Here is a 15,098-nt window from a genome sequence, read left to right on the forward strand (position 1 = left end):
TTATCTACTTCCGCCCCCCCCCCCCCCGCCCCTCCGGGGCTGTGCTGGTGCCCCGTCTCCCCCGCCTCGGGCTCTTCCCCCCCCCCCACCCCCCACGACGCAAGCGCTCCTGCCACATCACGTCACCTCGGCCCGCAGCCGGTACCCGCCCTCGTCCAGCGGCCCCGCCAGCACCGTGCCACCGTGCGGGGCCAGCCGTTCCGCCAGCCCCCTCAACCCGGTCCCGGGCTCGCCGACGCCGGCGCCGCGCCCGTTGTCCCGCACCTCCAGCCAGGTGTCCCCGAGCCGGACGGAACACCGGGTCGCGGCCGCGTGCCGCAGCACGTTGGTGATCCCCTCGCGCAACACGTACCCGAACACCCCCTGCAGCTCGGGTCGCACGTTGTCCACCGCGTGCGGCAGGTCCGCCTCCACCCCCGCGGCGCGCAGTGCCGCCCGTGCGCCGACCACCTCGGCCGACAGCGACACCTCCCGGTAGCCGGAGACGGTGGTGCGGACGTCGCTGAGCGCCTGCCGGGTGAGGTGCTCGACCTCGCGGATCTCCTCCAGGGCCCGGTCGGGCGACGCGCTCTCCAGCAGCCGCCGCGCCACGCCGGTCTTCAGGGTGATCGTGGTCAGGCTGTGCCCCAGGATGTCGTGCAGGTCCCGCGCCAGCCGGTTGCGCTCCTCGGTGCGGGCCAGCGCGGCGATCTCCTCCTGCGCCGCGGCCAGCGCCCGGTTCGCCCGGATCATCTTGCCCAGGAAGAGCATGCCCAGCGAGATCGACAGCAAGGTGATCAGCTGGCCGCCGTCACGGGGCAGGTCGTCGGTCAGGAACATGGTGAGCGCCAGCACCGCGAGGACCGTCACGTTGATCGCGATGGCCCGCTGCGACGTCAGCACCACACCGATCGTGGACATGATGTAGACCAGCAGGCCCGCGGACGGCATCCCCAGCCAGTACACGACGACCAGACCGACCCCCAGCAGCGCCAGGCAGATCGCCGTGTTGACGTTCTCGCTGCCGCTCGTCCACAGCCAGCGCGGCGCCCAGAGCCAGCCCAGCGCGTAGACGAGGATCAACGTCACCAGCACCGCGCGCGCCGCGGCACTCCCGTCGCTGGTGATCACGTTGTAGATCAGCTCGGGGATGTAGAACAGGACGAACAGGCAGGAGAACAGGTACCACTTGACGTTGCTGTCCTCTTTGCGGCGGCGCACGACGACGAACCTAGCTCTGCGCGCGGTAGCGGCGCACGGCGATCAGCGACAAACCCGCCACCCACAGCCCGATCACCAGCAGCGCCTGCTTGACGTCCACACCGGACACGAACGGTGCCTGCGCCAGTTCCTTGATCCAGTAGACCGGCAGCACCTTCATGAGCGTCGCGAGCCAGTCCGGCGCCACGTCCGCCGGAATCCAGATGCCGCCCAGCAGGCCGAGCAGCATGGAGGCGAGACCGGTGATGGCCTGCATGCCGTCCGGGCTCGCGACCAGCCCGATCACGATGCCCATCAGCACGAACGGGATCGCGCCCAGCCACAGCGTCACCAGCACACCGACCCAGTGCAGCGCGTCCATCTGAACGCCCTTCACCGCACCGAGCACGCACACCAGCACGACGGCCGGCAGCCCCACCAGCATGCCCAGCGTGCCCTTGGTGAACAGGTATCCCGAACCGGTCAGCGGCGTGAGCTGCAGCTGTCGCTGCCAGCCGATGGCCCGCTCGACCGCGATCCGGGCGCCGACCGACAACGGTCCGGCCATCACCCCGAACAACGCCATGTTCATCATCAGCGACGTCGTGACCGGCAGCCCGTTGGGGAACGTGCCGCCGCCGCCGTAGAGGCTCACGAACAGCAGGTACATGACCGACGGCACCACGACGGTGAAGATCAGGTACCGGCCGTTGCGCACCGCGCGCCGCAGCTCCAGTGCCAGGAAACGGGTGTTCATCAGTCGTCCTCCCCGGTGAGGGCGAGGAACGCGTCCTCGAGCCCCAGTGCGGTGATCTCGATGTCGTGGGCGTTGGGGTGTTGGGCCAGCAGCGCGCGCACCGCGGCGTCGGAGTCCGTGCAGGTCAGCGTGAACTGGTCACCCCGCCGTTCGGCCGCCCGCACGCCGGGCAGGTCGAGGTCGGCCGCCCCCGGCACCACGGCCCGCAGCGTCCGCCCGGACACCGCGGCCCGCACCTGCGCCACCGACCCGTCCGCCACGATCCGCCCGGACCGCATCAGCACGACGCGGTCGGCGTACTCCTCGGCCTCCTCCAGGTAGTGCGTCGCGAACAGCACCGTCCGCCCGGTGTCGGTGTAGGCGCGCATCTGCTGCCAGAACGTCCGCCGCGTCTCCACGTCCATCGCGACCGTCGGCTCGTCCAGCACCAGCAGGTCCGGCTCGCACACCAGTGCCAGCGCGAACCGCACCCGCTGGCGCTGCCCGCCGGAGAGCTTGGTGCACTTGCGGCTCGCGAGGTCGGCGATGCCCGCCTGCTCCAGCGCCCGCGCCACCGGCATCGGCTTGCGGTGCAGTGCCGCGATGAGCCCCACCGCCTCGGCGACCGTCGCGTCCTCCAGCAACGCCCCGCTCTGCAGCATGGCCGAGATCTGCCCCGCCACCACCGCCTCGCGCGGCGGCTTGCCGAACACGCTGATCGTCCCGGCGTCCGGAGTGGACAGACCGAGCATCATGTCGACCGTCGTGGACTTCCCGGCGCCGTTCGGGCCGAGCAACGCCACCACCTCGCCCGGCGAGATCACCAGGTCGATGCCGTCGACCGCGCGGACCTCCCCGAACCGCTTCCGCAGACCGCCCAGCGCCACCGCGGCGCCGGCTCGCACAGCTGTTTCCGTCATGTCCACAATGCTGGCGGTCCGAAACCGACGGTGCGGGTCTCAGCTGTCACGACTGCGCCATGACAGATGTCACGGGCGCAGATGCCCGATCGGGACGCCGTACTCGTCGGCCAGTCGCTGCGCGATCAACGAGCGGTGGCACGCCTCGGGATCGGCCTCCACGCAGAACAGCGCCGCGACCCCGTCCCCGGACGCGATCGGCGCGAGGTCGGCGGCGTCGAGGACCTCCGCGGTGTAGCGGCGGGCGTACTCGGCGGCGAGCTCGTGCCGGGACCGCTTCCCGACCCCCTGGCGATCGTCCTCGGCGTACTGGACCTGCCGCATCTCGGTGGTGGGCGCGAGCTCGGTGTGGTGCTCGTAGCCGATGCCCGCCTCGGCGAGCGCCGCCTGCAACCGCCGCGAGTTCGCCCAGGCGTACTCAGACCCGCGCACGCCACGGCGTTGCCGCACGTCGAGCAGCACGCGCACGCCCGCCTGCCGCAGCCGCCGCAGGAACGTGTCCGCGTCGAAGCCGTAGACGCCGATCGTCACCACCTTGATCGACCGGCCGGGGTTCGCGAGTGACATGCGGGCCTCCTCCAGCACAGCTTCGAGGATGAGCCGCCCACGGCGCCGTCTCAACTGGTGACTTGACCGTTGACAGTCGCACCGGCGTGGATTACTCAGTCATCGGAGGTGGACGGGGCCACCTGACCGGCAGCATTGGCGACTGAGGTGGCGAATGACAGAGGAGTTACCGGAGATCCCCGGATTCCGGTACGTCCGACCGCTCGGCAAGAACGTTCACCTGTACCGCGACGGCGGCGGCGGCGAAGCAGCGGTGAAGCTGCTCGTCGACCCACCGCGGGCGGCCGAGATGAGGACGGTGCTCGCGCTCGGGCACCCCGGCATCGTCACCGTGCACCGTGCCGGGCGGACCCGCGCCGGACTGCTGTACCTGGTGATGAAGCACTACTCCGGCGGTGACGCCGGATCGCCGGCGCCGTTGCGGTTCGAGCGCGTGGTGGAGATCGGCCTCCAGGTCGCCGACGCGCTGCAGGCCGCGCACCGGGCCGGTGTGGTGCATCGAGACGTGAAGCCGGCCAACGTCCTGCTCGACGAGGGCGGCGCCGCGTGCCTGACCGACTTCGGCGTGCTCGGCCGTGACCGGCTGCCGTGGACCGCGCCCGAGGTGATCACCAGTGGCGCCTACAGCGCCCGTTCCGACGTCTTCTCCCTCGCGGCCACGCTGTGGCACCTGCTCGCGGGGTACCCGCCGTTCGTCGTGCCGCGCGGCAACAACACGCACGCCGCCCTGGAGCAGCGCATCCTGCGCGGCAGCCCGCCGCCGACCGGACGGGCACCGCGACCGCTGGAAGTCCTGCTGCACCAGGCGATGTCGGCCGACCCGGCGCTGCGGCCCGAGTCCGCGGAGGACTTCGCGCGACGCCTGCGGGACGTCCACCCCGCCGGTGCGGCGTCCGCTTCGGACGCCGTGGCCGTCTCCGTCGCGCCGCCGCCTGCGCGCAAACGGGCGCGCTGGCCGATCTACGCCGGTGTCGCCGCGGTCGCCACGGGGGTGATCGGCACCAGCGCGGTCCTGTTCCTGGACGACGACTCGCTGCCGCAGGCACCGCAGACGGCGCAGCCGCAGAACGCCGCCTCGGGACCGGGCGGTCCGACCGGCAAGACGACCGTCAACGCCACCCGCGTGAACCCCACGACGTTGCGCTTCACCTGGACCTACCCGACGCAGCAGGCTGACGACTCGTTCGTCTGGCGCACCAACGACGACCTGAAGTCCGGCTCGGTCCAGACGCCGTCGATCGAGCTCTACGCGCCGGGTGCGCTGTGCGTCCAGGTACGGGTCGTGCGCGCCGACGGCAGCAACGCGAGCGACACCAGCTGGTCACCGGAGGGCTGCGGCTTCTGAAGTCCTCGGCGGTGAGTGGCCTTCTGAAATACGTTCGAGATGGGCCTTCGGGAAGGCCACTTCATGTCCGATGATCACCGATATGACCATCACCGAGCTGAACGACGAGAACACCGCGCTGGCGTACGAGGCGATGCGTGAGCTCCGCCCGCACCTCACGTCCGAGGACGCCTTCGTCGCGGCGGTGCGCACCCAGCGCAAGGAGGGCTACCGGCTCGTCGCCTCCCTCGACGCCTCCGGCCAGGTCGCCGCGGTGGCCGGGTTCCGCCACCTCACGAACCTCTACGCCGGATCACACCTCTACATCGACGACCTCAGCACGCTGCCGTCCGCGCGCCGCCAGGGCCACGCGAGCGCGCTGCTGAGCTGGGTCGACGACGAGGCCCGCCGCCTCGGCTGCACCGGCGTGCACCTCGACTCGGGCACGCAGCGCCACCACGCCCACCGGCTCTACCTCGGTTCCGGTTACGTCATTCCGGCGCTGCACTTCAGCAAGGCGCTGTAAGAGACTGGCGCGCGTGCGGGTAGCTGTGGTCTCCGGAGGCGATCCGGGGCATGTCGTGCCCGCGATCGCGTTGTGCCTGAGGTTCGCGGAGGCGGGCGACACCCCGTTCCTGCTCACCGGTGGTCGCTGGGTCGACGCCGCCACCCGTGCCGGAATCACCGCGTCACGGGTGACCGGGCTGGCGCTGGACGACCTGCGGGACGCGGCGGACCTCGGTGGCGCGCTGCACGCCCAGGCCGCCACCCTCGCGTCGGCGCTGACTCCGCAACTCGCCGCCCTGGCACCAAATCTGGTCGTCTGCGACATCCTCGCGCTGGGCGCGAGCATGGCCGCGGAACTGCTCGGCGTGCCGTGGGCGCAGCTGTCACCCCACCCGCTCTACGAACCGTCACGAGGCCTGCCCCCGCTCGGCAGCGGCCTGGCCGTCGGCACCGGAGTGCGCGGCAGGCTGCGCGACGCGTTTCTGCGCGCGATGACCGCGAGGTCGATCCGTCAGGGCGAGCGCCAGCGCGCCGCCGTCCGCCAGGAGATCGGCCTGGGCCCGCGCGAACCGGGCCCGGCGGTGCGGCTGGTCGCGACGCTGCCCGCCCTGGAGGTGCCGCGCCCGGACTGGCCCGACAACGCCCACGTCGTCGGCCCGCTGCTGTGGGAGGCGAGTGAGCAGCGGATGAGCCCACCGCCGGGCGACGGTCCGCTGGTGATGGTCGCCCCGTCGACGGCGTGGACCGGCGCCACCGGCATGGCGTCGATGACGCTCTCGGCGTTGCGCGACCTGGGCGTGCGGGCGGTGATCTCGACGTTCTCGCCACCGGCGGGCCTGCCGGACTGGGTCCGCGCGGGGCCGGGCCGCCAGGACGAGCTGCTGCGCCGGTCCGCGGTGCTGGTCTGCGGCGGCGGCCACGGCATGCTGGCCAAGGCGTTGCTGGCGGGCGTGCCCGTCGTGGTGGTGCCGGGCGGCGGCGACCAGTGGGAGATGGCGAACCGCGTCGCCCGGCAGGGCAGCGGCCTGATCGTTCGTCCGTCCACTGTGGATGGCCTGCGGAACGCCGTGGCACGCGTGCTGGGCGATCCGAGCTTCGCGGCCGCGGCCGCTCGTGCGGCGGCGACGATCGCCGGTGTCCGCGACCCGGTGGAGGTGTGCCGCGCCGCGCTGACGCCCCAGTTGCGGTAGACGTGGATGGTTCGGCGGTTTCGGCGTCGCCGAGGCCGACACCCGGTTTGAGACGTCTGCGCACTGGCCGTGCTCAGCGCGGCACCGACTGAGCGAACGCGAACACCCGATCGGGGTCGTACCTGGCGGCCACCTCCCGCAACCGCGGCAGGTTCGCCCCGTAGTACGCCTCGGCCCACTTCGGCAGCTGCGGGTCGATGTAGTTGACGTACCCGGTGTCGCCGGTCAGCGCGCCGAGCCCGTCCCGCACCCGCGCCATCGCGCGAGCTGTGTCCGGTGCGTTCTCCGGCGGGGTCTTGAAGTAGATCTGCGCGCCGGCCAGGGCGGTGCGGTGCGGGAACGCGGTGGCGTCGGGCGCGACTGCCGCCACCGCGCCGCCGAGGCTGTCGAAGATCAGGTACGACTCGTCGGACTGGCCGTTCATGAGTTCCGCGGCCTTGCCGGGGTCGTCCAGCGGCGAGCGCAGGACGCGGGACGACGCCACGAACGACTCGTGCTCGATGCCGTTGCCGGCGAAGTACTTCGTGGCCTCGGCGTAGGTCTGCGGCTGGATGAACCGCGAGGCGGCGGCGGGCAGGCCGGACAGCAGCGACGCGAGTTCGCCGACGGATCCGGCGAAGCAACCGCCGACCCGGCAGGTGGGCTGGGCGCCGCCGCGCACGACGACGTTGGACCACAGCTCGTCCGGCGCCTGCGCGATCCAGCGCTGCCACGCGCCGAGCACGTCCGCGGTGGTGTTGTACTGCAGGGAGAACACGGTGACGTCGGGTGCGGGCACGGTGCCGAACACGAACTCGGTGACGATCGCGAAGTTGCCGCCACCACCGCCGCGCAACGCCCAGAACAGGTCCGGTTCCTGCTGCGCGGACGCGGTGACGAGCCGTCCGTCCGCCGTGACCGCGGTGGCCGAGACCAGGTGATCGCACGTCAACCCGTACTTGCGTGCGAGCACTCCGATGCCGCCGCCGAGCGTGAGGCCCGCGACGCCCACGGTCGGGCACGTGCCGGTCGGCAGACACCGGCCCGCCGCCGCGAGCACCCGCGCCACCTCACCGAGCGCGGCCCCGGCACCGACCCGCACCCGGTCACCGGGCAGCACCTCCACGTCGGCCAGGCGACGCAGGTCGACCTGGAGGCCACCCTCCGGCGTCGAGTAGCCGGCATAGCTGTGACCGCCGCTGCGGGCCGCGATCGGCACGCGCAGCCGGGCCGCCTCGACACACGCCCGCACGTCGGCGGGAGAGGCGCAGCGGGCGATGGCGGCGGGTTTCCTGCTGTCCTGCACCGGGTTGAAGCCCTGGTAGGTGAAGCCGTCCTCGCCGGGCAGCACGAGCCGGCCCGAGAGGCGCGAGCGCAGGGCCTGCCAGTCCGGCGGTCCACTCGGAACGGACGAACTGGACGGCGGCGGTGGAGGTGGCGTTGTCGGCGTGGTGGTGCACGCGGTGAGCACGGCACCCGCGCCCGTCAGCCCGGCGACTTGGAGAAACCTGCGTCGATCCACGTGCCATGGTGGCACGCTGTGATCAGCCGCGACGGCCAACGCGCTGAACCGGGAACGCCGGGTGCTCGATGAAGGGCTCCTTGCTCCACCTCACGTGGAGCAAGGAGCCCATCATCGACGTCGAACGCGCGCGGGCTCGGTCTCGGGCGTGATCGCTGGGCCGATCCAGCGGTCGACCAGCGCCCGCAGCTGATCATCGGTGAGTGCGGGCGTGGACGGAAACCGCAGGAACGACAGGAAGAGCCGCATCAGCACCTCGGCCAGCCCGGCGAAGTCCGCCTCCGTGCACACACCGGCAGAGGCCCAGTCGACCGGCACGGAACGCAGGATCCGCGCCCCGAGCGCGAACGAGTCGGACGAGGTGACCGCGCCGGTGAAGTGGTCGCCTTCGCCCGCGTGCAGCAGGAGACCCAGGTGCGGGTCGCGCGGCACCTCGCGGACGCCGAACACGACGGACTCCACGGCGACCTCGGCAGGGGTGGAGAACGTGGCCAGGTGGCGTTCCATCCGGGCGGCGAACTCCTCGACGCGGTCGATCGCGACGGCGCTGAGGATGTCCGCCAGGCGCGGGAAGTAGCGGTACACGGTCTGCCGCGTCACGCCGGCCTCCGCGGCGACGTCGGAGAGGCTGGTCCTGGTGAGGCCGCTGCGGTCGATGCACGCCGTGGCGGCCTCGACGATGCGGCGGCGCGCCTCCGACTCCGTGCCGGGCGGGTTGCCCTGCCATCCGTGGTGCCCCATGCGCACCATCTTTCCCGAAACGCTCAGGCGCGGCGTGTGCGGTACAGCGTCGCACCGGCTGCGCAGAAGCAGGCCAGGGCGTACAGGCCGCTGCCGATCGGGGTGCCGTCAGCGGTGATGCCACCAACTGCGCCGAAGTACGCGGGCAGGGCGCTGATCCAGAACACCGCCATCACGCCCAGATACACAGCGGGGTAGTAGCGGGCGAACGCCGACGGCTGCACAACCTCGCGGGTCGTCACGACGACCCACACTCCGGCCAGCCACACCAGGCCCAGCTCGACGCCGAGCACCCACGCCTGTGCGGTGACGTTTCCACCGGCGAGGCGGGACGGGATGCCCGCCAGAGCCATCGCCAGAGGAGTGAGCACGCCGGCCACCGCGGTCCACAGCACGAACGACCGTCCACTTCGGACCAGGCGTACCACCAGGTACGTCATCGCAGCGAACGAGACCGAGGCGAACAGCAAGGCGCTCTGCAACGGCACCGACGCCATCGCGGGCTGGTTCACGACGTGGTCGGCCGGGTTCCACGCCCACCACCGCAGCTGCGGTCCTATGTGGTCGAACACCTCGTAGAACACCTGGCAGACGAAGGCGACCGCCACCGCGCCGGGCAGCGCGCCGCGCCGGAAGACGCCGAGCGAGCGCACCACCTCGTAGGCGAGCTGGCTGATCATCGGGTAGAACGCCACGATGTAGAGCGGCAGCCGGTCCCACATGAACTGCACGGTGAACCGGTTGTGCGCGAAGATGAAACCGTAGATGTGGTCCAGCCCGAACCACTCGGGGAAGTACAGCGGCGGTTCGATCACGAACAGGTAGACCAGCGACGCCCACCACAGCGCCAGGTTGACCCGGTCGCCCGCGCGGTAGCGGCGGACGGCGTGCACCAGCGCGAAGATCGCCCCGCCGACGACCAGCAGCTCCAGCACCGGCATCGTCCAGTGCGCCCAGGAAAGCCGCACGGAGACGATCGGCGAGACGTCGTCGCAGTCGAAGCCGAGACCGCGTGTGACGGCCTGCGCCTCCGGTGAGCACGTCATCGTGCCGCCGCCGCGGCGGGGGAGTAGTCCGTGGCGGGAGGGTCGAGCCGGGGGTCGAAGCCGAACGGCACGCGCTGCCGGCCCAGCGCGGTGCGCAGGCGGTAACGCAGCAGGGCGGCGAGCACGCGCGGGTTGGTCATCATCTCGCCCAGCGACTCGTCGAGGTTGAACACCTTGGCGAAGTGCTCGTCCACCACCGGGTACTCGCGGGCGGCGCCGACGATGAAGCTGAACGCCGGGTTGGACACCGCGTCGAGCAGGCGGCGCTTCCACTCCGGCGGCTTCTCGGTGCCCTCGGCGCACCGGTAGCCCTGGTCACGGGCCATCGCGAGCCGCCACGGCACGTTGAGCGTCTTGCGTTGCGCGGCGAAGAAACGCGCCGAGAACGCCGCGTCGAGCCGGTGCGCGCGGGACAGGTGCCGGCTCAGCAGCAACGCCGAGGTCGCCGCGGAACTGATGCCCTGCGCGTAGAACGGGTTGAACGCGCAGATCGAGTCGCCGACGAACACCAGCCGCAACGGCGGTGTCCGCCACCGGTCGTAGCGGCGCCACTTGTTGCCGGTGGACCGGGTCAGGTGCACCTCGGACGTGGGGGAGCAGCGTTCCATCGCCGCCGCGAACAGCGGCGTCCGCACCCGGCGTGCCGAGTCGGTGAACGTCTCGGGCGAGCGCGGCATCTCCAGGCCCCACGAACCCATGCACGCGATGACGCGGTTGCCCTCGATCGGGAAGAAGTTGACCAGGAACTCGTGCTCGGGCGGGTGCTCGCCCCGGTCCGGCGTCGGCATGATCACCAGGTGCTGCCACCACCACGACGGCGGGCGTTCGGCGGGCAGCTCGTACCAGCGCGAGGTGTAGGTGACCTTGGCGTCGAGCGTGCGCACCTCCGGCTCCGGCCACCCCGCCGCCACCAGCCACGCACCGACCGCGGAGCCACGGCCCATCGCGTCGACCACGAAGTCGGCTTCCACGTGCTCGTCACCGAAGTGCACCCCGGTCACGGCACCGTCAGCGGTCGTCAAGCCGTTGACCGACACGCCTTCGCGGATCTCCACGTTGCCCAACGCCCGCACGTGGTCGCGCAGCACGCGTTCGATCAGGATCCGCGAGCTGTAGATCATGGTCATCGTGCTGCGCTTGCGCGCCGACCAGCCCTCCCCGTCGAGGTAGGCGGCGTCCATGGACGGCATCAGGTGCAGCCCGCCCGCGGCGACGAGCGCCTTCTCGAAACCGGGGAAGAGCGCCTCGATCGCCCGGCGGCCGGAGTTGAGCAGGAAGTGCGGGTGCTTGCTCTGCGGCACCCCGCGGCGGTGCTCGGCCTGGGCGGGCAGCTCGTCGCGTTCGAGCACCAGCACGTGGTCGAAGTGGGGAGCGAGCGCTCCGGCGGCGCACAGACCGGCCGCGCTGCCACCGAGGACGAGAGCCGTCGTGCCGAGCCTCATGCGGACCAGCCCCCTGAGCTCGATCATACAAAGTGGGCTCGAATGTATGATCGGCCGGAAAAGGCGTCAAGAAGCGCGTGGGGCATTGCGCCCGTTCGGCCGCCTGGCATTGTGCGTACACGGCAACTCGAACTGGAGGGCGTGTGCGCGACGACTACCGGCACTGGCAGCGGATTCCGACCCGATGGGCGGACAACGACGTCTACGGGCACGTGAACAACGTCGTCCACTACGCGTTCATGGACACCGTGATCAACACGTGGCTGATCGCGGCCGGGCTGGACATCCACGCCGGCACCGAGATCGGCCTGTGCGTGGAGTCGCACTGCAACTACCGCGCCTCGGTCGCCTTCCCGGACGCGCTCGACGCGGGACTGCGCATCGGGCACCTCGGCCGGTCGAGCGTGCGCTACGAGATCGGGTTCTTCCTGGAAGGACGCGAGGACGTGGTGGCGGAGGGCCACTTCGTGCACGTGTTCGTCGACCGCACGACCCGCAAACCCGTGGAGATCCCCGCGCACCTGCGCACGGCGATGGAAGGTCTGGTGGTCGCGTGAGGACGCGAGGCGCGGTGCTCACGGGCGTCGGCGAGCCGCTGGAGATCGTCGACCTGGAACTCGACCCGCCCGGACCGGGCGAGCTGCTGGTGCGCGTGCACGCCACCGGCCTGTGCCACTCCGACCTGTCGGTGATCGACGGCTCCCGCATCCGGCCGTTGCCCATGGTGCTCGGCCACGAGGCGGCGGGCGAGGTCGTCGAGGTCGGGCCGAACGCCGAGTTCGCGCCGGGCGACCACGTCGTGCTCTCGTTCGTGCCCGCGTGCGGTGCGTGCCGCCGGTGCGCGTCGGGACGGCAGGCGTTGTGCGAACCGGGCGCCGCGGCGAACCGCGACGGCACGCTGCTGAGCGGGCAACGCCGGTGGACGCTCCCGGACGGCACGCGGCCGCACCACCACCTCGGCGTGTCCGGGTTCGCCGAGTACACGGTGATCTCCGGCCGGTCGGCCACGCTCGTGCCGCCGGACCTGCCGCTCGACGTCGCCGCGCTGTTCGGCTGCGCGGTGCTGACCGGTGCGGGTGCGGCCTTCTACAGCGCCCAGGTCGTGCCGGGGGAGAAGGTCGCGGTGTTCGGCCTCGGCGGTGTCGGTCTCGCGGCCGTCCTCGCGGCACTGGCGGCGGGCGCCACCCAGGTCGTCGCGGTGGACGTGGTGGAGCACAAGCGGCAGCTCGCACGAACGCTCGGCGCGACGCACGAGGTCGCCGGCGGACCGGACGCGGTCGCCCACGTCCGGGAGCTGACCGGCGGCGGCGCGGACAAGGTCATCGACACGACCGGTGTCGCGGCCGTGCTCGAACAGGCTTACGCCGCAACGGCGATCGGCGGCACCACGGTCACGGTCGGGCTGCCGCACCCGGACCGGACCGTGACGCTGCCCGCGCTGAACCTGGTCGCCGAGGAACGCACGCTCAAGGGCAGCTACCTCGGCTCGTGCGTGCCGCGCCGGGACGTGCCCCGGTTCGTCGACCTCTACCGCGCGGGCCGGCTGCCGGTCGACGGGCTGCTGTCCGGGCGGCTCGCGCTGGACGAGATCAACGACGGGTTCGCCCGGCTCGCCTCGGGGCAGGCGGTGCGGCAGGTCGTGATCATGGCGTGAGCGGCTACATCCCCATGCCGCCGTCGACCGGAAGACCGGCCCCGGTGATGAACTTCGACGCGTCGGAGGCCAGGAACACCACGGCGTCGGCCATGTCGTCGACCTGACCGAGCCGGCCGAGCGGCGTCAGCTCCACGACCGCGCCCGCGGCGGCCTCCGGCGAGGGGAACAGGCCGAGCTCGGCGCAGTCCACGGCCAGCTGGTTGCCCATCGCGGTGGGGGTGAGACCGGGGTGGATGCAGTTCACCCGCACTCCGTAGCCGAGCTTGCCCGACTCCGCGGCCGCCACCCTGGTCAGCCGGTCGATCGCGGACTTGGTGGCCGAGTAGACGCTGATGCCGGGGAACGCGATGGTCGCCGCGACCGACGCGACGCTGATGATCGAGCCGCCGTTGCCCGCGGCACCGCCGGGACGCATCGCCCGCAACCCGTGCTTCAGGCCGAGGGCGGTGCCGAGCACGTTGACGTCCAGCATCTTGCGGGCGTCGGCGGGATCGAGCTCGGTGATCAGGCTGGTGATCTCGATGCCCGCGTTGTTCACGAGGATGTCGAGGCCGCCGATCGTGTCGATGGCCGTGCTCACCGCCGAGGCCCAGTTGTCGTCGTCGGTGACGTCCAACGTCACGAACTCCGCCGTCGCACCCGAATCACGCAGCGCCTGGGCGGTCTGCTTGCCCTCGTCCTCCAGCACGTCGCCGATCAGCACCGCGGCGCCGGCCGCCGCCAGTGCCTGCGCCATGCCCGCGCCCAGTCCTCGCGCGCCACCGGTGACCAGTGCTTTCCGTCCGTTCAGCTGGTAGCTCGTCATCGCGTCGCCTCCTGAGGTGAGTGGGCTCACACCCTATTCAGAAAGGCCCAGCCGACGAGCGCGGCCGACAACGCCGTCAGGGCAAGGCTTCCGACCGTGACGGCCTGCTCGAACTGCGCGGTTTGCGCGCTGCTCCAGGCTGGTCGGGTGATGCCACCGGCGAAGAGCGCGGCGAGCACCGTGCCGCTGACGGCGACTCCGGTGGCCGAGGCGACCTGGGACGCGGTGTCGACGAGCGCGGCACCGATCGAGGTCCGGTTCTCCGGCAGGCCTTTCAGCACGTTCACGCCCGCGACCGCGCCGACGACCCGGATGCCGACGGCGACGAGCACCAGGGCGGCCGCGACCGGCGCGTACCCGGTCCGGCCGAGCAGCGCGTAGACGGCGAGCCCGGCCACCACGCAGACCGCGCCCAGCCACACGCCCCGGTCGAGCCCTGCCCAGCGCACGAAGCGGTTGACCACCGGCCCTGCGGCGATGAGGACGACGACCTGCGGCAGCATCCCGGCCGCGGCGAGCGCCGGGGACCAGCCCCAGTCGAGCTGCAGCTGCAACGTCACCAGGTAGGTGAGACCGGCGGCCGCCAGTCCGGTCGCGGCCTTGTAGGCGAGACCGCTCGCGACCAGCGGGCGCGCGACGAGCTTCAGGTCCAGCAGCGGATGGCTCGCGGTCCGGGCGCGAACGACGAAGAGAGCGGCAGCTGCGACGGTCAGCGCCGTTGCGGCCCAAGGCATCCAGGAATGCGCACCCTGTTCGACGAAGAACGTCGGCACGACCAGGGCGAGCACGATCGTCGCGGTGCCGAGCACGCCGCTGAGGAAGTCCGCGGGACTGCGATGCAGTTCTTCGGCGCCGTCGGCCTGGATGCCGCGGCCGATGCCGATCATCGCCAGCACGGAGATCGGCACGTTGACGAGCAGCAACGCCTGCCACGGCGCGATGGTGAGCACGAAACCGCCGAGCGGCGGCCCGACCGCCAGGCCGACGAGCCCGACGGTGGAGATCAGCGTCATCGAGCGCACGCGCAGGTCGTCGTCCTGGAACAACCGGAACGCCAGCGCGATCGAACCCGGCGTGGTCATCGCCGCCGCGACGCCCATCACCGAGCGCACCGCGACGAGTGCGGCGACGGAGGTGACGAACACGGTCGCAAGGCTTGCCGCGCAGAGCAGTGCGAGCCCGATGAGCATGATCCGGCGGCGGCCGAACCGGTCCGCCACGGCGCCGAACACGAGCATCAGCCCGCCGAACACGACCGCGTAGGAGTTCGACACCCACTGCAGCGCGGTCGTCGAGGCGTTCAGGTCGCGGCCGATCGTGGGCAGCGCGACGTTGAGGATCGAGTTGTCGAGCATCTCGAACAGGAAGACGGCAGAAAGCCCGGCGAGGGCGATCCACGCCTCACGCAGGGAACCGGGGGAGCGCAGGCGAGACTGCGCGGAGATTGACACGAACACTGTTCTACGGGCGAACAGTGTTCGTG

The 15,098-nt window shown here is 71.6% G+C and carries 15 protein-coding genes; 5 read left to right on the forward strand and 10 right to left on the reverse strand.

What is annotated here, in order from left to right; translation table 11 throughout:
- Positions 1–117 precede the first annotated feature (117 nt).
- The 4 genes from ABZV40_RS41565 to ABZV40_RS41580 all read right to left on the reverse strand — a co-directional run bounded on the left by ABZV40_RS41565 (position 118) and on the right by ABZV40_RS41580 (position 3,402).
- Positions 118–1,200 carry a histidine kinase gene (locus ABZV40_RS41565; protein WP_355454928.1) on the reverse strand — a complete coding sequence of 361 codons (1,083 nt, stop codon included), beginning with the start codon at positions 1,198–1,200 and terminating at the stop codon, positions 118–120.
- Positions 1,201–1,210: 10 nt separating this feature from the next.
- Entirely contained in the window at positions 1,211–1,936 is a 726-nt protein-coding gene (locus ABZV40_RS41570) for an ABC transporter permease (protein ID WP_355454930.1), read from the reverse strand.
- Complete coding sequence (locus tag ABZV40_RS41575) at positions 1,936–2,835, reverse strand: ABC transporter ATP-binding protein (protein ID WP_355454932.1); 900 nt, start codon at positions 2,833–2,835, stop codon at positions 1,936–1,938. The genes ABZV40_RS41570 and ABZV40_RS41575 overlap by 1 nt, the downstream gene beginning before the upstream one ends.
- Before the next feature lie 69 nt (positions 2,836–2,904).
- Positions 2,905–3,402 (reverse strand): DUF488 domain-containing protein, encoded by a 498-nt coding sequence (locus ABZV40_RS41580; protein WP_355454934.1) that lies wholly within the window; start codon positions 3,400–3,402, stop codon positions 2,905–2,907.
- 154 nt (positions 3,403–3,556) lie between these two features.
- Between ABZV40_RS41580 and ABZV40_RS41585 the strand changes: the two genes are divergently transcribed.
- The 3 genes from ABZV40_RS41585 (at position 3,557) to ABZV40_RS41595 (ending at position 6,423) form a co-directional block, all read left to right on the forward strand.
- Complete coding sequence (locus ABZV40_RS41585; protein WP_355454936.1) at positions 3,557–4,747, forward strand: serine/threonine-protein kinase; 1,191 nt, start codon at positions 3,557–3,559, stop codon at positions 4,745–4,747.
- A gap of 82 nt (positions 4,748–4,829) precedes the next feature.
- On the forward strand, positions 4,830–5,252 hold the full coding sequence (locus ABZV40_RS41590; RefSeq protein WP_355454938.1) for a GNAT family N-acetyltransferase: 423 nt from the start codon (positions 4,830–4,832) through the stop codon (positions 5,250–5,252).
- A 13-nt stretch (positions 5,253–5,265) separates the two neighbouring features.
- Positions 5,266–6,423 carry a nucleotide disphospho-sugar-binding domain-containing protein gene (locus ABZV40_RS41595; protein ID WP_355454940.1) on the forward strand — a complete coding sequence of 386 codons (1,158 nt, stop codon included), beginning with the start codon at positions 5,266–5,268 and terminating at the stop codon, positions 6,421–6,423.
- Positions 6,424–6,496: 73 nt separating this feature from the next.
- On the opposite strand, the gene ABZV40_RS41600 is transcribed toward ABZV40_RS41595, so the two are convergent.
- From ABZV40_RS41600 to ABZV40_RS41615, 4 genes are all read right to left on the reverse strand, one after another.
- A complete protein-coding gene (locus ABZV40_RS41600) occupies positions 6,497–7,924 on the reverse strand; it encodes an FAD-binding oxidoreductase (protein WP_355454942.1) in 1,428 nt (475 codons plus the stop codon).
- A gap of 111 nt (positions 7,925–8,035) precedes the next feature.
- Positions 8,036–8,665 (reverse strand): TetR/AcrR family transcriptional regulator, encoded by a 630-nt coding sequence (locus tag ABZV40_RS41605; RefSeq protein ID WP_355454944.1) that lies wholly within the window; start codon positions 8,663–8,665, stop codon positions 8,036–8,038.
- Between the two features lie 23 nt (positions 8,666–8,688).
- Positions 8,689–9,711, reverse strand: a complete 1,023-nt coding sequence (locus tag ABZV40_RS41610) for a hypothetical protein (protein ID WP_355454946.1) — start codon at positions 9,709–9,711, stop codon at positions 8,689–8,691.
- Positions 9,708–11,153: an FAD-dependent monooxygenase gene (locus tag ABZV40_RS41615; protein WP_355454979.1), complete on the reverse strand. Its 1,446-nt coding sequence runs from the start codon at positions 11,151–11,153 to the stop codon at positions 9,708–9,710. Before ABZV40_RS41615 ends, ABZV40_RS41610 begins: the two co-directional genes overlap by 4 nt.
- A 143-nt stretch (positions 11,154–11,296) precedes the next feature.
- On the opposite strand from ABZV40_RS41615, the gene ABZV40_RS41620 reads away from it, so the two are divergent.
- Positions 11,297–11,710 carry a thioesterase family protein gene (locus ABZV40_RS41620; protein WP_355454948.1) on the forward strand — a complete coding sequence of 138 codons (414 nt, stop codon included), beginning with the start codon at positions 11,297–11,299 and terminating at the stop codon, positions 11,708–11,710.
- On the forward strand, positions 11,707–12,807 hold the full coding sequence (locus tag ABZV40_RS41625) for a zinc-binding dehydrogenase (protein ID WP_355454950.1): 1,101 nt from the start codon (positions 11,707–11,709) through the stop codon (positions 12,805–12,807). Before ABZV40_RS41620 ends, ABZV40_RS41625 begins: the two co-directional genes overlap by 4 nt.
- A 4-nt stretch (positions 12,808–12,811) precedes the next feature.
- Here ABZV40_RS41625 and ABZV40_RS41630 read toward each other — a convergent pair whose 3' ends face one another.
- Together ABZV40_RS41630 and ABZV40_RS41635 are read right to left on the reverse strand one after the other, a co-directional pair.
- Positions 12,812–13,615: a glucose 1-dehydrogenase gene (locus tag ABZV40_RS41630; RefSeq protein WP_355454952.1), complete on the reverse strand. Its 804-nt coding sequence runs from the start codon at positions 13,613–13,615 to the stop codon at positions 12,812–12,814.
- A 26-nt stretch (positions 13,616–13,641) separates the two neighbouring features.
- Positions 13,642–15,066, reverse strand: coding sequence for an MFS transporter (locus ABZV40_RS41635; protein ID WP_355454954.1), 1,425 nt, complete (start codon positions 15,064–15,066; stop codon positions 13,642–13,644).
- Positions 15,067–15,098: the final 32 nt, after the last annotated feature.

This window comes from Lentzea sp. NPDC004782, from assembly GCF_040609115.1.
Classification (GTDB): Bacteria; Actinomycetota; Actinomycetes; order Mycobacteriales; family Pseudonocardiaceae; genus Lentzea.